General features: G+C 53.7%; 15 protein-coding genes and 1 pseudogene. All 16 read right to left on the bottom strand.

All coding sequences use genetic code 11. From position 1 onward, the window contains the following. Positions 1-183: 183 nt before the first annotated feature. The 16 genes and pseudogenes from E1757_RS33170 to E1757_RS33095 all read right to left on the bottom strand — a co-directional run bounded on the left by E1757_RS33170 (position 184) and on the right by E1757_RS33095 (position 18,692). Positions 184-819, bottom strand: coding sequence for an SGNH/GDSL hydrolase family protein (locus E1757_RS33170; RefSeq protein ID WP_133236354.1), 636 nt, complete (start codon positions 817-819; stop codon positions 184-186). Between the two features lie 93 nt (positions 820-912). Further along, entirely contained in the window at positions 913-3,027 is a 2,115-nt protein-coding gene (locus tag E1757_RS33165) for a glycoside hydrolase family 31 protein (RefSeq protein ID WP_133236352.1), read from the bottom strand. A gap of 254 nt (positions 3,028-3,281) precedes the next feature. Then, entirely contained in the window at positions 3,282-4,292 is a 1,011-nt protein-coding gene (locus E1757_RS33160) for a Gfo/Idh/MocA family protein (RefSeq protein WP_133236350.1), read from the bottom strand. Between the two features lie 43 nt (positions 4,293-4,335). Continuing rightward, a complete protein-coding gene (locus tag E1757_RS33155) occupies positions 4,336-6,723 on the bottom strand; it encodes a helix-turn-helix transcriptional regulator (protein WP_133236348.1) in 2,388 nt (795 codons plus the stop codon). Between the two features lie 69 nt (positions 6,724-6,792). Further along, complete coding sequence (locus tag E1757_RS33150; protein ID WP_165972392.1) at positions 6,793-7,872, bottom strand: Gfo/Idh/MocA family protein; 1,080 nt, start codon at positions 7,870-7,872, stop codon at positions 6,793-6,795. Between the two features lie 26 nt (positions 7,873-7,898). Further along, positions 7,899-8,948 carry a zinc-dependent alcohol dehydrogenase gene (locus E1757_RS33145; protein ID WP_165972391.1) on the bottom strand — a complete coding sequence of 350 codons (1,050 nt, stop codon included), beginning with the start codon at positions 8,946-8,948 and terminating at the stop codon, positions 7,899-7,901. Positions 8,949-8,970: 22 nt separating this feature from the next. Continuing rightward, complete coding sequence (locus E1757_RS33140; protein ID WP_133236342.1) at positions 8,971-10,521, bottom strand: extracellular solute-binding protein; 1,551 nt, start codon at positions 10,519-10,521, stop codon at positions 8,971-8,973. A 57-nt stretch (positions 10,522-10,578) separates the two neighbouring features. Then, positions 10,579-11,460 (bottom strand): carbohydrate ABC transporter permease, encoded by an 882-nt coding sequence (locus E1757_RS33135; RefSeq protein ID WP_133236340.1) that lies wholly within the window; start codon positions 11,458-11,460, stop codon positions 10,579-10,581. A gap of 25 nt (positions 11,461-11,485) precedes the next feature. Then, entirely contained in the window at positions 11,486-12,427 is a 942-nt protein-coding gene (locus E1757_RS33130; RefSeq protein WP_246079691.1) for an ABC transporter permease, read from the bottom strand. A 432-nt stretch (positions 12,428-12,859) separates the two neighbouring features. Continuing rightward, positions 12,860-14,179 (bottom strand): aspartate aminotransferase type Ic, encoded by a 1,320-nt coding sequence (locus E1757_RS33125; RefSeq protein WP_133236336.1) that lies wholly within the window; start codon positions 14,177-14,179, stop codon positions 12,860-12,862. A 273-nt stretch (positions 14,180-14,452) separates the two neighbouring features. Beyond that, positions 14,453-15,321 (bottom strand): annotated as a pseudogene (locus tag E1757_RS36760) (Ldh family oxidoreductase). An 87-nt stretch (positions 15,322-15,408) separates the two neighbouring features. Beyond that, the gene (locus E1757_RS33115; RefSeq protein ID WP_133236335.1) at positions 15,409-15,960 is read right to left on the bottom strand and encodes a DNA topology modulation protein; all 552 of its coding nucleotides are present in this window, start codon (positions 15,958-15,960) and stop codon (positions 15,409-15,411) included. 89 nt (positions 15,961-16,049) lie between these two features. Further along, the gene (locus E1757_RS33110) at positions 16,050-16,484 is read right to left on the bottom strand and encodes a GNAT family N-acetyltransferase (RefSeq protein ID WP_133236333.1); all 435 of its coding nucleotides are present in this window, start codon (positions 16,482-16,484) and stop codon (positions 16,050-16,052) included. 22 nt (positions 16,485-16,506) lie between these two features. After that, complete coding sequence (locus tag E1757_RS33105; RefSeq protein WP_165972389.1) at positions 16,507-16,911, bottom strand: pentapeptide repeat-containing protein; 405 nt, start codon at positions 16,909-16,911, stop codon at positions 16,507-16,509. Positions 16,912-16,943: 32 nt separating this feature from the next. Then, positions 16,944-17,543 carry a zinc dependent phospholipase C family protein gene (locus E1757_RS33100; protein ID WP_165972388.1) on the bottom strand — a complete coding sequence of 200 codons (600 nt, stop codon included), beginning with the start codon at positions 17,541-17,543 and terminating at the stop codon, positions 16,944-16,946. Positions 17,544-17,813: 270 nt separating this feature from the next. Next, complete coding sequence (locus E1757_RS33095) at positions 17,814-18,692, bottom strand: ROK family protein (protein ID WP_133236327.1); 879 nt, start codon at positions 18,690-18,692, stop codon at positions 17,814-17,816. Positions 18,693-18,732: the final 40 nt, after the last annotated feature.

Genomic DNA, 18,732 nt, shown 5'->3' with positions numbered 1-18,732 from the left:
ACATCGTTAACAAAGTCCCCCAAAATGGGGGAGTCCCCGATGATCCGCAGAAGTATGCTGCGCATAATTTCCAGCAATAAAATAAGCGACTGCCGTCGTTCCAGGCCGTCGAAACATGAAAATCGACCTTATCCCGAGCTTGGGATAAGGTCGATTTTTCCGACTGCGCACCGCCGCGGCGGTTTATAGCGCGGCACCGACTGTTTGCAGCCATGCGTTGGCGATCAGCGCATGGCCGCCCGGCGACGGGTGAACGCCGTCCGGAGCCCAGAAAGCGGCCTGCACGCGCGCAGACGCCTGGGCGAACAGCCCGTCAAGGCAGACGAGGCGTGCGCCGAATTCCACTGCCAGCTGGCGGACAACGGCGATTTTCGGGTCCAGGTCTTCCCTCCACTGTTTGCGGTCCTCAGGCACAGGAAGCACGAACGGCTCGATCAGCACCAGCCGGGCTTCCGTCCTTTGCACCGTCTGCGTCAACAGATTGCGGTAGCCTGCTTCGAACTGTCCGGTTGACGTAGGGTCGTTGCGGTCATACCGGCGCCACGTATCGTTAATACCGATATAAATCGATACGACGTTCGGCTTCAAATCGAGGCAATCCTCCGTCCAGCGCCGTTCCAAATCTTTGACCCGGTTGCCGCTGATCCCGCGGTTCAGAAACCGTACCTGCTTTTCGGGATACAGCGCCGAAAATTGCGCGGCAGCCATGAGAGCGTACCCTTTGCCCAGATCGTCCGCCTTGTCGCGGATACGTCCCGCATCGGTTATGCTATCGCCTTGAAACAGGACAACGTCGCCCTGCTGAATCCATGCTGTCATCTTCATTCCTCCCGATTGTTCTTAATAGAACGAAATCAATACGAGCTTTAAAAGACGAGTCCCGATCGGGCGAACCCGGCTTGCCTGACCTGATCAATCGCCTGCTCCATGATGAATTTTCCAAACGAATCCGCTGTACGCCGATTGCCAGCCCGCATCCGCTGACGATACCGTACCTGTTAGTTTGCCGTCAGCTGCAGGCTGAACCTCCAGCTTGCGCCAACGATACTCGCCTTGTTCATAGGCGAAGCTCTCTCCGTCATCGTCGAACAATTCAAATCGACCGGGCGCCGTTCCATAATGATGCAGCTCCAGTTCAACCGATTCCCCTGCTTTCGGCGCATGATCCAGCTCCGGCATCATCGGAACGATCGCTCCGTCCTTTACAAATACCGGAATACGCTCCAGGCCGGGACGGACCTGAATCGTTTGTCCGCCTGTCCGGCGTTCGCCGGTTTCAAATTCATACCAGATCCCCGGCGGCAAATATACGTTCCGCTGCGTTTCGCCTGCAAATAAAGGCGCAACCAGCAGCGCATCGCCGAACATGAACTGGTCGTCCATTTCAGCGTCGCTCACCCCGCCGTATGCAAATTCCGCGGAGTCCAGCTCGTGCTCGCGGCCAGCGCTATTCGATGCTGCCGCACCCGATTCCAGCTGCATGGCGCGGATGGGCGGTATGCCCTCCAAACGGTATTTGGCAAATGCCGAATACAGGTAGGGCAATAACCGCATCCGCAGCGTGATGTATTTCTTCACGATCGTCTCCACCTCGGGAAACGACCATGGCTTCGTGCCGTCGGCCCATGCATTAACCATGGCAAGCGGCGAGAAGCATACGACCTGCATCCGCCGCACCCAATCCTCCGCGCTCGCGGCCTTCCGTACCTCGGGCGTCCAAAGGAGGCCGCTGAAGCTGGCGCTGCACATGGCTCGTACAAACTGCCGGTGATCGTACAGATCCGAATACAAAACGTAGGGCAGCGTCGACGCTCCTGCCGAGGAAGCGCGCACCAGGCCGTAAGTACGGCGATTGCGGCTGCGGTACAGGTCGTCGGTCATTTTTTGCAGCAGCAGGCCGTACAGCTGCCGCATCTGCTCCCCGTCCGCTCCGGACGGAAATTCGGCATGGGCCGGAAATATCCATGAGTTTCGCGTCAGCTCGCTGCCGTCGCATTCATCCAGCTTGTAGCCCGATACGCCGATATCGACGTGCTCGTCGGCATGCTGCTTGATGTATATGTCGCGCGCCTGCGGCAGCGTATAGTCCGGCACCAGGCCGTGCCACACCGTATGCGAGCCGGATAACGGCTTCAGCGGCTCGTAGATCGGCGCATCCGGAGATGCGTACGGATGTTCCCATAGGTTGACCTTGAAGCCTTCCTCCTCCATCCGCCGGAGGAAGGCTTCCGGCTCGGGAAACAGCTCCCGGTTCCATTCGTAGGTAACCGGATAGCTTTTGCTGTGCCAGCCCGGCTCCAGGCCGATCACATCGCACGGAAACCGCCGCTCACGAAATGCCAGCGCTTCCTCCACCACCTGATCGGCGCTGTACGACTTCGGCACGCGGTGCCAGAAGCCAAGCCCCCATCTCGGCGGCAGCGTCCCGCCGCCATGAAACAAATTATAGCGGCGAACCGCATCGAGCGGAGTCGGACCGCCGAAGACGTACAGGTCGGCTCCCCCCTCCGGCACGACCAATTCTACCGTATCCGCAACCGGCGTCGCCTTCCAGCCGGCATCCGCATTGCGGTCCTTGGCGTCGCCCTCCAATCCGCTGTCCATCCGCACAGCGGAGCCGCAATAAGCTGTAACGATCCGCGAGGTGTCCACCATAACGCCATAGCCGAGGCTGGATACATAAAACGGGACGGGAGCATGCGTTTCCCCGGTGTCCTGCTTCGGATCGCTGTTTACGCGCAAATAGCGGGTGCGTCCCCGCTGATTCAGCTTCATCAGCTGCAGCCCCATGCCATAAACGGCTTCCTCCCGCCGCAAAGGAAGCGTAATGACCGTTCGCCGTGCCGCGGTCGCAATCCGGATTGCTGCCGGAGCGAACGGAAATTCGGCTTGCTCTAACGACTCCATAGCCTCGATTTCGGGCTGCTTTCCCATCACGGACATGGCCGACAGCTGCGACGGATTTCCGATCCGAACGGACCATACTCCGGGTGCGGCCTCGCGCCATTGCAATTCGCTTCCAACCATTTCCACCACTCCCTATCCGATTTTTATGACAACGCTTGCAAACGGACCGGAAATCCGGGCCGCCATTCACCAAATCGTTAATTCCTTCTTTTGTTATATCGGAAAAATCGCATTTTGTACATGCTTCCGCTTACGATCATTTGATTTTTTTAGCTGTTCACTGTTTCCGCTTTCTGCAGCTTCCGCCAGACTAGCTTCGGTTCCTGTAAGACGGTGCCGCTTGCCGACGCCATTCGCATTGCGCCGGCTCTCCGTTATCCGTCCGGAGCCGTCCCGACATATTCGGATTTTCTTTGTCGGATGCAGTCCACAAGCTCTACGATTTGCAGCGCTTCCCGGACGCCGCCCACCGGCGAACGTCGTTCCCGAATCGCGTTAAAAAACGACTCGTTTTCCGCATAGAAGCCGTTCGTAATGTACAGCTCACCGCTTCCTGCCGTTTGATCGCCGGACAGCTCCTGCCGCAGCTGCCCGTCTTCAAGATGGATCAGCCTTCCCGGGTGGTCGTAGGCCGCCCAAATAGGCAGCTCGAGAAAAAACGTATGATTCAGAGCATTCACCACCCCGCGCTCGATCACGACGCCTGCTGCCGGGCAAAAGGCGAGATGCCCGACGGCGCCCGATTCGAATTCGCATTCCATATAAATATTGGCTGCATACCGGTACAATCCTGGCATGTCCCGGTACGTAAACCGGACCTTGCGGAACGGCGAGCCCGCCATAAACGATACGGCGCTGATCCCGTGAATCGCAGTCGTTGCGAAATCTTCGTCCATGCGGCCCACCCGATAAAAATCGTAGCCTATATAATTTATATCGCCGGGAGCGAAATTTTCGTCTAGCAGCTGCTTCAGCTTTGACATAAGCGGCGCGTGCCAACGGTTGAACGCCACTTGGTTCGGCGCCCCGCTTGCTTCGGCAGCGGCTGCGATCCGCACCGTGTCCTCCCGGGTCAAGCCCGGGGGCTTCTCCAACAGCAGCGGGAACCCCAGCTTCAGAACAAGCGCCGACAATGGCGCGATCTGCGATTCGCCGACCACGAGGCAGACGGCATCCGGCCGCTCCCGCTCCAGCATGATCCGTATATCGGTATCATGCCGCAGAAACCCGAATTGCCGTTGAAAGCTTGCAGCTTTTAGTGGTTCAAGATCGCAGCATGCAGCCAATACGGTTCCGGGGTATGTATCGGCATATTTGCGGTAGGACGGTCCGTGCACCCGGGTCGCATGTTGTCCGCAGCCGATCGTGCATATGCGAAAGCTCATAATTTCCCCCTTTTTTCTTATCGTGATTTAGCCATCAACCGCATTATTCTTTGCTCAAGCTGCGGAATTCGCTGGCCGACACGCCTTCCTGCTTGCGAAAAATTTTATTGAAATACGATGGCTGATAACCGACCGTTTGAGCGATCCGATGGATTTTCCAATCCGTGGTACGGAGCAGCTCTTTCGATTTTTCGATTCGAACCATGGTCAAATAATCGATAAACGTGGAACCGGCTACCTGCTTGAAGCCTTTGCTGAGACGAACCGGATGCACCCCCAATTGATCCGCGCAGTGTTCCAGCGATATATCATTCATGTAATGAGCGGCGATCATATCCATCGTTTGCTTGATCATCGCCTTCAGCTGCGCATCCTGCGATTCCCAATATTCCCGTCCGAACGGCTCCAGCACCTTATCCCGCAGCCATCTGCGGATTTCATCCCGCTCTCTCTTCCCGAGCAGCTGCTCGTACAGGTTTTCGCCTCTGTACAACTGATGCGGGTTGAAGCCCATTTGAATCATCGTCTGCAAAATATTGCCCAATAAATAAAGCACTGATTGCAGATAGGCAAATTCGGTCACGCCATGGCGGCTTAAACTGCCGAGAAAGCTGTCCGCAAGCTTGACCGCTTCCGTAATATCGCCGCGACGGACGGCGATTTGAAGCTCTTTTTCAACCTGAAACGGATAATACGAGGCGTCTCCCTGACGCGGTACGATTTCGTCCATATCCAAAATTTGATTATTCTCCTCCAAATCCCGATACAGCATCATTTGCCTGACTTCCTGCAAAACGTTCGGAATATCCCCGACATTTTCCGTCGTCTTGCCGATGCTGACAATAACGTGCAGCTTCAACAGTGCATTCATGGTTACGGTCAGTTCGTCCGCCAGCTTGAATAAATCGCTCTTGAACTGCTTCCATGGCTTATGGATCGGATAGGCGACCAACAGGCCGATCGTCAAATCCTGAAAATTAATAACCGAAGAGACATCCATTTGATTCCCGGACAGCTCTTCGATAATGTTGGCGGCTGCAAATGTAATCAGCTGCTTATCCTTTTCCGCGAATTTCCCGCCCGAATGAAACGCGCCCGCCAGCCGGATCACCATGATCGAAAAACAGCGGTCCTCGACACTCCAGCCAAATCGGAGCATCCGTTCCCGCAACTCTTTTTCCTTGAACGCATACAGATGCCCTTGAACGAGCTGCAGCATAAAGCCTTCACGCAGCGTCGGCAGCTGCTCTTCCAACCTGTCCTGCAAATCGTTGCTTTCGTGAATCAGATACTTCCATTGGCTCTCGATAAACGTCAACTCATCCTTCGTTTGGACCTGCTTCGCCGGACTCGGAACCGCTCCCTTGACGAGCTGCACGAGGCGACGAATCGGCCTGTACAGCCGTTCGGAGCCGAGCCAGGCAAGCAGCACCGCCGCAGCGAGACCGAGCCCGCTTACCGCCAAAATCATACGCGACATCACGAGCACCGGACGGATCAGTTGGTTTACCGGCGACGCCGTCACATAAACCCAGCTGCCACCTTCCTGGGAGAGCCTGCCGTACGAAACCGAATAATTTTCCTTATTCCATCTGGAAATAAACGAGTCCGCAGGCGCCTCCCGCTGCCGGACGCTTCGGCTCAGGGACAGCTCCTGGACGGTGGGGGCATATACGCCGTCAATGCCCGTCGTAATCCACTCGCCGCTTTCTTTGAACAGAAAAGAGGAAGATTCTTCTTTATCCGTCGTCAGCTCCCTTACCATCTCGTTGACCTTGGTCTCATTGAGGATGATGATGAGCCCGCCGTACCGGTACAGCCCTCCATTGGCAAGCGCATGGATCAACGATAGCGATTCCGCGTCTTTTTTGACCGGCATTTTCGTCCAATGCATCGAGGGCTTCTCGCTCAACTGCGCTTGCAAAAATGCGTTTTGATCCGACGGCAGCTGTCTGACGCCTTCATCTTCCGAAACGAGCAGCTGCTGGTCGCCCATATACAAATATACTTGCTCGATCAGCGTGCTGGAGCCTTTTATAATAAATAACGCCCTGAACAAGTCCTGCGTGTAAATGAACTGCTTGTTCAGATCCGCAGTTTTCAGCCGCTCGTTAAAAAGCGGATTCAATGACCATTGAGAGGCGGTCAGCTCGATATGCGCAAGCTGCTCGTCGATCCGCTTGCGCGCCTTTTCCAGCTGGCTACTATGCGTCGCATTCACTTCCTGCTCGATCTGAGCGGTTCCGATAAAATAAAAGCTCACTCCGATCAAGGCAGCCGGCAAACAAGTAATCATAAGAACGATAACCAGGCTTTTCTTAAAAAAGCTTCCTCGTCTGAATTTTAATCCGTCCGATGACGGCACCCATTCATTTGCAACGTGCGCTCCCGGGATTTGCGCGCGTTGGAAAAAAAGCCATTTTCGTGCCATATATTATCGTCTCCATATATCCAGGTTTAGAAAGATGAAAGAATGGCCCCGACGAGGCCATTCGATCCGTTAAGCCGATTCACCCGCAGTCGGTTGCAACAGGACGGGCTTGCCCGAACGGTTCGACTCGTATACGGCTAATATAATTTCCAACGGCTTCCTGCCTTCGATACCGTTGACCAGCGGCTCCCGGTCATGCTCGATGGCCTCGATCATATCGGAGAATTGAAGCCGATGCGTCTCGCCCGAGATCGACATCGGATTGGAGGCGCCATTGGCGCCGGACGTTCGATGTTGGACGGAACCAACCGCGTCCGTTATCGTCCCGTCCCCGGCCGCTTCCTCATATTGGCAGAAAACAAGAGAATCGTTCTCGATAATCGCGCTTCCCTTCGTGCCGAACAGCTCGATTCTCGTGTTTAAGCCGGGGTAGGCGCTGGTGGTGGCCGTGAGCGTCCCGACGGCGCCGCTGCCGAAACGGAGCAGTGCTGCCGCCGTATCCTCCACCTCGATATTGCGGTGACCCAATGTTCTGCATTGCGCTTGCACGCTTTCGACAGGACCCATCAAATATTGCAGCAAATCGACGATATGAATGCCCTGATTCATCAACGCTCCGCCTCCGTCCCACTGCCAGGTGCCCCGCCATGAGCTGCTGTCGTAATATTGCTGCGAGCGGTACCAATGGACCGCGCCCGCAGCTAATACAAGCTTACCGAAAGCGCCTTCACGAATCAATTGTTTAACCTGGGCGACCGACCGGTCCAGCCGGTGCTGCGAGACGACGCTTAGTTTCGTTCCGGCTTCCTGGCATGCCGCAATCATCGAATCTGCCGTGGCGAGCGTTATGTCCATCGGCTTTTCCACAATGACATGCTTGCCTGCCTTTGCGCAAGCAATCGCCTGGCCGCCATGCAGGCTGCTGGGGGTGCATATATTGACGATATCGATATCGTCCCGCTGCAGCATATCGTTCAGACTTGTATAAGCGCTGCACGAATACCGCTCGGCGAATTGCCCCGCCCGCTGCGGATTTTCGTCGCAAACGGCGATCAGCTTCGCGCCTCCGACCTGCTTGAGCTGCTCCGCGTGAAAGCTCCCGATCGCTCCGCTGCCGACGATGGCAAAGCCGTAAACTGCCTTATTCACTCTTGTTCCCCTCTCTGCTCCCCGCTTTATTTCGTCCATTCCAGCAGTACGCCCAACGCCTGGTCCTGCTGGTGCAGCAGCATCTCATATCCCAGCTTCGCCTCGGTATAGGCAAGCCGGTGCGTCAGCAGCGGGTTGACCTTAAGCGCCCCCTGTCCGATCATGGAGAGCACATAGCGCGTCAGTTCAAGTCTGGACGTAAATCGCTTGTTGTTTTGCAGCGCTTCATGGGCGCCGGTATAACGGACTCCTTTTCGATGTATATATTCGTATACATTCAGATCGACATGTCCCCGGGTCGAGCCGAGAGCAATAACTTGACCGAGCTCGCGCACCAGCTGCAGTGCAGGTACGACCAATTGCGGCGATCCGGTCGCTTCGACAACAACATCGGGCAGCAGACCGCCGGTGATTTGCTTCACCCGTTCGTTCAAATCGACACCGCTGCCGGAAAGGATCGTATGCTCGATCCCCGTTTCGTGGGCCGTCTGCAGCCGTTTGTCCACGACATCCACCGCGATGACGCGGGCGCCCTGAAGCATGTACAGCTGCGCAGCCAGGTTGCCGATCAGGCCCATGCCGATGACGACAACGGTATCCCCGATCCTGAAGTCCGTCTGCATGACGGATGTCATCGAGATGGCCGCCAACCTCGCAAACGCCGCCTTCTCGTCCAGCCGCGAATCCGACAGCTTCAATAACGGCACCGTTAAGGCCTGCGTATCGACCGTATTGTAAGCGGCGTGCCGGCCGATTGTGTAGATCCGGTCGCCGGGACGGAACTCCGTCACCTCGCTTCCGACCGCAGCGATCCGACCTACGATGGAATACCCGGGATAGAATGGATATTTCGCGAATTTATTGGCCGGATCCGGCAACCCGACATGGGTCCCGGTATAAAGAGCAAGCTCCGTTCCCGGACTGATAAGGCTGTATTCGGTGCGAATTAGCGCAAGACCACCATCCGGATTCCAATCTACTCCTGCCGTCTCGTAATCCAGCTCGAGCGGCCCTTTAAATACGACCTTCGTATTTTTGAGCTCCGTATCCAATAAAGGCTTAACTGCTTCAGACATATTGACATCCGCCTCTCCCACTTTATTTCCCATTCGCTTTTTGATACGCTTCGTTCATTTCTTTTACATATTTTTGGAAATTATCATCAGTTTTCAGCTTCGCCGTAAACTGGTCCCACGCTTCGATCGGCTCGCTGCCCATTATAATTTTCGTTTTTAAATCCTGCGATTTCTTGTTGAATTCCGGCATGTACTTGACGCCCGTATCGGAGATCAGGTTCAGACTCGGATTCGCGACGCTGTATTTGCTCCGTTCGTCGATGATGCTTTTGTTCCGGTCGAAATAATCTTTAGGAATTCCGGTAGCATAGCCCCGCATGTACTTGTCGTTGAATAAAAAGATTTGCCCGAATACTTCCTGCGACACATTATCTTTGAAAGCTTGCTCCGTCGAAATTTTCATCCCGTCAGTTTCGTTGTAATGGACGCCCTTGATGCCGAAGTTGGCAATATCCGATACAGGTTCCGACGAGCCTTTGTCCATCAGCGCGAGAATTTGGTTGACTCTCGCTTCCGATACTTTCTTCGGAATGACATACATACCGAAATGGCCCGAATCCCTGCCTACAAATTTTCCTCCCGGACCCTGCACATAGTTAAGCGGCAAATAATCGGCTTTGGACTCTAGCTTCCGCAAATCGTTCAGCATGATCCAGCTCTGCTGCATCGACTCGGAGAACATGCCTGCCTTGCCCGCCTTCAGCTGATCCTTCATCTGGGACAGCTTCATGACCGCAAAATCCTGCGACATCAAGCCTTCCTTATACAGCCTGTTCAGCCATACAAGCGCATCCCTCGTTCCCGGCAGGACGTCAGGATGAATAATTTGATTGCCGTCCACCTTCCAGCCGTTCGCCTGATTGAACACATCGCGCACCCATGTAAAGCGCCCGAGACCGTCCGCATCCACATAACCGCTAAAACCGATCGTATCGTTCTTGCCGTTGCCGTCCGGGTCCTGTTCCGTGAACGCTTTCAACACCTTGTACAAATCGTCCATCGTTTCCGGCACCTTGAGGTTCAATTTATCTAACCAATCTTTGCGCAGCATCGGGATGCCGTAGCCGCCGATTTCCGGGCGCGCGCGCGGAATACCGTAAATTTTACCCTCGATTTTAATGTTCTCCCAGGAGTCCTTCGGGAACGCCATCAGATTGGGATAGTCTTTTACTTTACTCGTCAAATCCCAGAAAGCCCCTTGCTTGGCTGTGCTTATAATGTTCGACAGCATCGGGTTTTCGACCAGCATCAAATCCGGCATGTCGCCGGAGGCGAGAGTGACGTTCATTTTATCGGAGTAGTTGTTGGCGGACAGCCATGTAATATTGAGCTTGGCGTTCAATTGCTTTTCCAGCTCCAGCCCGATCGGATTGTCCTTGCCGGGCGGCTCCGCACCGCGGAAAGTCGTCATGATGCTGATTTCGAACGGTTTGTCCGCTTGCGGCTTGTTCCCGTCCTGCGCGCCTCCTTTCCCGGCTTCGCTGTTGGAGCATGCTCCGGTCAATACGGCCATCAGCAGCACTGCGCTTAATGCCGTACAACCATTATTGCGCCCTCGACCCTTTTTCGCCATGTTAAAATGCCTCCTTGAATTATAATTTCGGCCAGCCATGCACATTCTGCTCTGCATTCATTCCTTCACGGAGCCGACCATCGCGCCTTTCGCAAAATGCTTTTGCAGGAACGGGTACACGAGTACGATCGGCACCGTTGCGACGACGACGGCCGCCATTTTTAACGTTTCCGGCGGAATGCTCTGTTCGGCCATCATTTCCAAAGCGACCGAGCCTCCGGCCGACGTGGAGGAATCGATCAGCATATTTTGCAAAAACACCTGCAGCGGCCATTTGCTAAAATCGTTGATGTACAAAATCGCCGTGAAAAAAGTGTTCCAGTACGCGACCGCATAAAAGAGGCCGAACGCCGCCATGGCAGGCAGCGAAAGCGGCAAAATGATCCGGGTCCAAATTCCGATATCGTTGCACCCGTCTATCGCCCCGGCCTCCTCCAGCCCCGCCGGAATACTGTCGAAGAAGCCTTTCATCAGCAGCACATACCATCCGCTCGTCACAACGGGCAAAATCAGGGAGAAAATATTGTTGATCAGCCCGAGCTCCCTGACCAGCAGGTACGGCGGAATGATGCCCGGATTAAACAGAATCGTTACCAGAATCGCGAGCATGATCAAGCGTCTTCCCCGCAGCCTTTTTCTCGATAGCGTGTAGGACAAAGCCGCCGTGAGCAGCAGACTGAGCATCGTCCCCACAATCGCCAGAAATCCGCTTACCCCGATCGAACGGACGAATGCGCTTGTCGATAAAATGTACTGATACGAGACGACACTCCATTTTTTCGGAAAAAGCACGCCGCCGTTCGCCCGCATATATTCCACCGGATCGGTAAACGAAACGACAAACACATAATACAGCGGAAAAGCGGCGATGAAGCTAATTGCGAGCAGTACGAAAATATTAATAGCGTTAAACAGTCTGTCTTGCCATGAGTGTTGCAATCCGATCTGCCTCCGTTCCAGTCGATTAATACACGCCCTCTTGTCCCAGCTTTTTGGCCAGCCGGTTCGCCCCGACGACGAGCGCAAGTGCAACAACGGATTTGAATAAACCGACCGCCGTGCTGAAGCTGAACTGACCCTGCTGGATGCCGACCCGATATACATACGTATCGAATACATCGGCGACTTCCGACACCGCCCCGTTCGCCATTAAGAACACCTGTTCGAAGCCGACATCCATAATGTGCCCGATCCGCAGAATGAGCAAAATGATAATCACGTTGCGGATAGCCGGCAGCGTAACATGCCAAGCCTGACGAAAGCGGCCCGCCCCGTCGATTTTGACCGCATCATACAACTGGGGATCCACACCGGCAATGGCCGCAAGAAAAATGATTGTGCCCCAGCCGACCTCCTTCCAAATCGACTGCAGCGTGAGCATCGGCCAAAATAGTCCGGGCTTGGTTAAAAAACCGAATTCCTGGAAGCCCATGCCGACAAGCATTTTGTTGATCAGCCCTTGCGATTGCGACAGCAGCAAAAAAGTGATGCCGACGATAATGACCCAGGACAAAAAATGCGGCAAATACAAAATCGACTGAACGAATTTTTTGAGTACGGCTTGCTTCAATTCGTTCAACATCAGCGACAATACGATGGGCAGCGGAAAAAAGAAAATGAGATTGAGCACATTGATCGCCATCGTATTGCGGAACAGTTTGAAAAAATCGGGACTGGAAAAAAATCGCTCGAAATGCTCGAACCCGACCCAATCGCTGTTCAGCAGCCCCAGGTAAGGCGAATAATCCTGAAACGAAATGATGACCCCCCACATCGGCACATATTTAAAAATAAGAAAAAATAATAGTCCGGGCAGCGCCAATACATATAAGTACTTGTCCCGTCTGACCTCTCTCCACAGCGGCGGAGCATTGTATTTGTTCACGGCCGCCGCGTTCGATTTCATCGCTTGCCTCCTCAGACCATCCGCTTTCATTCCGGTCTTCCATCCTCCATTCTTCAGCTTCCATCTGCACCAAGCTTCCGCCGGCCTTCCACCTGTGCTTACTCTCAACGTAAAGGTTTCGCACTATAGCGGCAAGCATACTTTTTTTCCCGGCAATGACCTGGCTGGTTTGGAGCACGCAAAGTCCCCTTCTTCCAATAAAATCATACTTTTTTTCTAATCGATGAAGCCAACCGAAAAAAAATGCCTATGTCGAAGCAAGCCCGCAAGGCGTCTAATCGCCGATAAAACATATGTGCAAATACAAAACAGATCACTTCATGGAATAAAATTCCTTAAAGTGACCTGTTTTTATTTGACCGGTATTATAATTGTCGCTCTGATGATTTCATCAACTGACGACGCATTAACGTCATCGAGATGACAACTTCGTTAAACGTATGTTTCAGCTCCATTTGCTCCTCTCCTGTTCAAAAAGGTTCGGATGCTCATGATTTGGACGCACAGACATAATATTTCGATCGCCGTTTTCAGTTCGGAGAGCGTAGGGAACGTCGGCGCTATGCGAATATTGCGGTCCCGCGGGTCGTGGCCGTAAGGGAATGTGGCTCCGGCCTTCGTCAAGGTGACGCCGGCCTCGGCCGCCATGCGAACAACCGAGCGGGCGCAGCCGTCCATAATATTCAGGCTGATGAAATAGCCGCCGTTCGGCTTATTCCACGATGCGATCCGTTTCCCGCCGAGCTCGGTCTCCAGCAAATTCAACACCATTTCGAATTTCGGCTTGATGATCGCCGCGTGCTTTTTCATATGCGCCTCGATATGAGCCGGGCCCTTGAAAAACCGGACATGCCGCAGCTGGTTGAGCTTATCCGGTCCGATCGTCTGCACGGCGAGCTGTTTGCGGATGAAGTTCATGTTGTTCTCGCTGCCCGCCATAACGGCCACGCCAGCACCAGGGAAGCTGATCTTGGAGGTCGAGCTGAACATCAGCACCCGATCGGGATGCCCTGCCGCTTTGCACGCGGCCAGCATCGGCTTGAGCCGATCCGGCTCATCCGCTAAATGATGGACGGTATAGGCGTCATCCCACATAATCCGGAAATCGCCGGCACACGTCTCCATCCTCGCTAACCGGTCGACCACTTCATCCGAATACGTAATGCCGTCCGGATTGCTGTATTTCGGCACGCACCAGATGCCCTTCACGGCATCGTCGCCGGCGGCCAGCTTTTCAACCTGATCCATATCCGGCCCGTCCTGCAGCATATCGATGGCAATCATCTCGATGCCAAGCAGCTCGCAAATTGCAAAATGCCGGTCATAGCCGGGACTTGGACATATAAATTTGACCGCCGGCAGCTTTCCCCACGGAAGCGAGCTGCCGAATACGCCGTGCAACATGGCGCGGGAGAGCGTGTCATGCATCATCGTGAGACTGGAAGCGCCGCCGATGATCAATTCGCTCGGGCTTACGTCCAGCAGTTGCGCGAACAAGTCCTTGGCCTCCGGAATTCCATCCAGCCCTCCGTAATTGCGGCTGTCCAGTCCGCTCCGGTCCGTCAGCACGTCACCCGAGCCTACGATATCGAGCATCTCCAGCGAAAGATCGAGCTGTTCGTCGCATGGCTTGCCTCTGGACATATCGAGACTCAGCTTTTGGCGCTTGTACGCTTCATACGCTTCCAGCAGCTGTGCATGAATGGCGTTTAACTCCGCCGTGCTTAAACGATCGTAATCGATGTCGTTCATTCGTTAGGCCTCCTATATTCATTATCAATTTATTAACAGTACCATACCACTGATCGCCTGAAATTTCACCTATAAAATAAGAGCGCAAACGTCGTGTTCGCCGAACGTGCTGCCAATTTCTATGAAGCTTATTTCGCCTGCATACGATAGCCCTGCCAAGCCGGCTTAACTAAAGGTAACTGCTGCGCTAATTTTCTAAACAACAAATAGACCTCCGATCCCGCTCAATCCGGCGGTATCCAAGACCTATTCTTTCCATATTGCGAACAGGGGCTACGCGAAAATCTCTTCAATCGGCAGCCCAAGCTCATCGCTCATCCTGCGTAAATCGTCCAGCACCTTGTCCTTCAGCGGAATGCCGTTTGCACTTCGTTCGCGGTAGATTTGATTTTCCTTTTCGCCCGGATATTTCATCGGCTCGGCTCCCGCAACGGTAGGCGCAGCATGGATTTTACCGATCATTTCATCCATTAGCCGCCCAAACCCACCGCCGGTCGGGAAAGCGTCAATCCGCAAAGCGCAGAAAGCATGGCTCTCCTCCCCACTATTGCGGAACATGCTGCCGCCGTCACCCGAAAGCAGACCGGTTAAAATATCGGAGACGAGCAGCAGGCCGAACCCTTTATGAATACCGTGCGTAGCCGTGCTCCCTAATGGAAGCACAGCTCCCTTCTCGGCAAAATAGACGTTCGGGTCGGTAATCGGCCGACCTTCGGAATCGACGGCCCAGCCTTCCGGCATGCTTTTCCCCTCATCCTGCAGCATATGCAGCTTATTCGCGATCGCCGTCGTCGGCGCCATATCAAGCACGAACGGCCCTTCTTTGTCACCGGGGGCGCGAAAGCCATCACGTTGTTGCCGATCATCCGCTCTTTCCCGCCCGGACCCGCCACCGTCGAGCCGCCGGTTGAAAAGAGCAGACCGATCATATTTTGCCGTGCGGCCATCAGCGTATAATAGGCCCCGGCTCCGCAGTGATTGCTGTTATAGACGGTCGTCCAGCCGGTACCGAATTGCTTCGCCATGCGAATCGACTCGCTCATCGCCTTGTGGGCGACAATAAAGCCAAGCCCGTTATCGCCATCTACGGAGGCTGTGGTCGGACTGCCGTGCGCGATCCGGATATCCGCCTGATCCGGCAAGATTCCTTAATTGCGGTAAAATGATGGTTCTTCTGATATAACGGATCGAGTGCTGTTAGCGGGAACACTGTTTATGTTGGAAACGATCTACTCGTTCTTGATCTCGCTGCTCCCGATCGGCTCGCGTTTCTCGATTAGACGAAGCAGCCGATCGGCATCCGACGGCTTTTTAATTATAACGATGGTTTTCGCTGTCGTCTCCGCGTAAGCTTGAAGCTTGCCGATGATGGCCGGCCGCTTGTCCCTCTTGAAATTCCAAATCCATTTAATAAAATGCATATCCAGCTGCTCCGGACAGCCCTCGTTCAGGTCGGGCCTCGTTTTGCCGTGATACATAATTCTTCGCTTGAATATCCGGTACATCGTAACCCAGCGGGACAGGTCGAAAAAAATGATCGTATCGGCAGCGTCCAAGCGGATGTTCAAGGTTCTTCCGTAATTGCCGTCGATAATCCATTCGTCCCGGCGAATGATGTCCCGCTGCAGAGCGTCCCATTCTTGGTTCGGCGTCGGCACCCAACCCGGTTTCCAGTGCAGTGCATCCAAATGGTAGACAGGCAGCTTCGTTACCGCTCCCAGCTTGCGGGCCAATGTCGATTTACCCGAACCGCCGGAACCGATAAGCGCGATTTTCTTCATTCAGGATGTCCTCCTCACCTATTCCGCAAAACCGAAGCACCATCGGCTTCAACCGCCGCTGTGCTTGGTACTAACAGCTGCTGCGGAAATCAAACCAGCTTTTTCACAAATCTGTAACCGGTTACATCATAACCCATCATTTTGTAAAACGCATGCGCCTTTTCCCGTTCCGGCTTTATTCCGCTTGTTAGCGATACGCTATCTGCCCCTTTCTGCGCAGCCCATCGCTCGACAAATTGAACCAGCTGTCGTCCGATTCCTTTCCCTTGATGACGGCTTTGCGTCACTAACGCCGATATTTGCACGGCAGCTCCGTCACCTTCGTAATAATGTACCAGGCGGGTGCCGATCAACCCGACGACCTGCTCGTCCATAACCGCGACAAACGTGGCGTATAACGGATTAGCCTCGATGAGGTCCATCCTTTTTTGCATGCTTTCCATATCGGTGGGATAGCCCAAATCGGACATGAGCTCCGTTACCGCCGCCAAATCGGCGTGACGATACTCGCGAACCGTTATCATGGAATCCTCTCCCTCAAGCGAATTACTTCTCAAAGTACGATTTCAATAATTCTTCAACAGGGATTCCATTAATTGTCATCCCGCTTAATTCGCAATCGGCAATTTCAACCCGGGACAAGTCGCAGCGCTCGATACGGCTTCCCCGGAGATCGCAGCTTTCAAACCGCAGCGGCCTTTGCTCGGCCCCGGGCGTATAGGCCGGATGCCCTTCGGGCGGCAAGCCGATATTATGGATAAACGCCCCTCCGAGCTGCGCGCCGTCGATTTCCAGATCGCTCATATTCGCATCCGTTATTTTCGTGCCCGCGAGTGAAACGTTTTCGAAGTATAACCGCTCCGCCCCGACACATACAAATCTGGATTGATCGATACAAGCATTTTTGACATCCAACCGTTTGCTCGCATTCATAATATCCAACTTTTCCATAGCTAACGCCTCCATTCATTATTATATGTTCGCTATTCATGAAGCCGATCAAAAAAGTGCTTAAGCTCATCGGCCGCCTGAGGTACGAAGCTTTCGACGAGAGCAGGAGTTATGTATATCAATGCGACCCCCGGTTCATTCGCCGGATTGTGCAGCCAATCAAAAACATGCTTTCTGAACTTTGTCAGCTCGCTTCGGGTGTAAAGCCCCTCCAGCTCGTATAAATCGCTTTTGTCCACTTCAGTTGGTAGCCGTTCATGCTGCGATGCTTGACGAAATAGCTGAAAATCCATCTGGATTTCTTCCCGCCACAATATTTGCTTGAGCGATTTATCGTACTGGCTCACAGCTTTCTTAATTTTTGCCCAACTTATATCTGCAATGATGTGACTTATGTAACCGGATACAAACAGTTTAAAATCTTGATCCTGCTTATTAAGCCTGACAGTTTGGCGATAGAAATCAATAAGATGATCCGTACTGCGGTGGCTGATATCGAATAAATGCGACTTTAGTTTAGCAGTCGGCTCGTTCTCTCTTAACGTGACGGCGTCCGGAGCGATACTTCCGAGCAGATAGGACGGCGGAGGTTGATTGTCAAATAACTTGTCGGCAATTAAAAAATGAATCATCGGCCAAGGCATGACATCGCTCCCCTTCATCTTTATTTGTACGTTTTCCCATTATACGCATTCATCTTCTTTTTTCCAATACAAATTTACGGACATCCCCTCCAAAAGTGAACCCATTTATTTAAAGCTTATTCCGATTACTTTTGTGGGAGCCCCGGTTTTCTGCAGAAAGCTGCTGCGCACATTTTCTTGGCAGCCAAAAAAGCCGGCCGTCTCGTGCAGCCGACTTTCAAAGGTGTTGGCGTTATAGATAAAAATTTATCAGAACGATTATGCCCGTTCAAGCTCCTGCTTGGCCAGCACCAAGGCGCCGCTCAAACCCGCATTGTCGCCCAAACCCGGCGGGACGATGTAATCGTCGATGCCTTCCGCGACTTCCCGCTTCTGCACGTAGCCGTTCAGCATGTCACGCACATGTCCGCGAATAAGCGGGAACAGCTGCTTCTGCTTCATGACCCCGCCGCCCAAAATAATTTTTTCCGGAGACAGCATATAGACGAGATTCGTCACCGCCTGCGCTACATAATAAGCTTCGAATTCCCACACCTTGTCCGTCTGCTCGAGCTCGAAGCCTTTTTTGCCCCAACGCTGCTCGATGGCCGGACCGGCGGCCATTCCTTCGAGACAATCGCGATGGTACGGACATCTGCCTTCAAAATGATCCTCCGGATGGCGCTTGATCAATATATGGCCCATCTCAGGATGAAGTAGGCCGTGCAGCAGCTTCCCTTCGACAAGCGCTCCAGCCCCGACTCCGGTTCCGATCGTTACGTACACGCAACTCGCCAGCCCCTTGGCCGCACCCCATTCCGCTTCTCCAAGGGCGGCCGCATTGACGTCGGTATCGAAGCCCAGAGGCACATTCACGTGCTTTTGCAGCTCGCCCAAAAGCGGATACTGATTCCAGTAAGGCTTCGGAGTCGTTGTAATATAGCCGTAGGTGCTGCTGTTTTTGTTCAAATCGACCGGACCGAAAGAACCGACGCCGATCGCTTCCACATCTTGTTCCTTGAAATAGCGTATGACCTGTTCCATCGTCTCTTCCGGCGTCGTTGTCGGAAAGCTGACCCGGTCGAAAATTTCTCCCTGCTCATTGCCGATGCCGCAGACGAACTTCGTACCGCCCGCTTCGATTGCTCCCAGTTTCATTAGTCAAAGTCACCTTCCATTACCGAAAATACCACATCGC

Source organism: Paenibacillus piri (assembly GCF_004354045.1).
GTDB lineage: Bacteria > Bacillota > Bacilli > Paenibacillales > NBRC-103111 > Paenibacillus_S > Paenibacillus_S piri.
The sequence above is the reverse complement of the archived record's forward strand: the minus strand, read 5'-3'. Positions and strand labels throughout refer to the sequence as shown.

Excerpts from the sequence above, each read along its gene's own strand:
- E1757_RS33145 (WP_165972391.1), bottom strand. The coding sequence starts at position 8,948 with ATGTCTGAAGCAGTTAAGCCTTTATTGGATACGGAGCTCAAAAATACG.
- E1757_RS33155 (WP_133236348.1), bottom strand. The coding sequence starts at position 6,723 with ATGGCACGAAAATGGCTTTTTTTCCAACGCGCGCAAATCCCGGGAGCG.
- E1757_RS33110 (WP_133236333.1), bottom strand. The coding sequence starts at position 16,484 with ATGATAACGGTTCGCGAGTATCGTCACGCCGATTTGGCGGCGGTAACG.
- E1757_RS33165 (WP_133236352.1), bottom strand. The coding sequence starts at position 3,027 with ATGGTTGGAAGCGAATTGCAATGGCGCGAGGCCGCACCCGGAGTATGG.
- E1757_RS33170 (WP_133236354.1), bottom strand. The coding sequence starts at position 819 with ATGACAGCATGGATTCAGCAGGGCGACGTTGTCCTGTTTCAAGGCGAT.
- E1757_RS33125 (WP_133236336.1), bottom strand. The coding sequence starts at position 14,179 with ATGAACGACATCGATTACGATCGTTTAAGCACGGCGGAGTTAAACGCC.
- E1757_RS33130 (WP_246079691.1), bottom strand. The coding sequence starts at position 12,427 with ATGAAATCGAACGCGGCGGCCGTGAACAAATACAATGCTCCGCCGCTG.
- E1757_RS33140 (WP_133236342.1), bottom strand. The coding sequence starts at position 10,521 with ATGGCGAAAAAGGGTCGAGGGCGCAATAATGGTTGTACGGCATTAAGC.
- E1757_RS33115 (WP_133236335.1), bottom strand. The coding sequence starts at position 15,960 with ATGAAGAAAATCGCGCTTATCGGTTCCGGCGGTTCGGGTAAATCGACA.
- E1757_RS33160 (WP_133236350.1), bottom strand. The coding sequence starts at position 4,292 with ATGAGCTTTCGCATATGCACGATCGGCTGCGGACAACATGCGACCCGG.
- E1757_RS33100 (WP_165972388.1), bottom strand. The coding sequence starts at position 17,543 with ATGATTCATTTTTTAATTGCCGACAAGTTATTTGACAATCAACCTCCG.
- E1757_RS33105 (WP_165972389.1), bottom strand. The coding sequence starts at position 16,911 with ATGGAAAAGTTGGATATTATGAATGCGAGCAAACGGTTGGATGTCAAA.
- E1757_RS33095 (WP_133236327.1), bottom strand. The coding sequence starts at position 18,692 with ATGAAACTGGGAGCAATCGAAGCGGGCGGTACGAAGTTCGTCTGCGGC.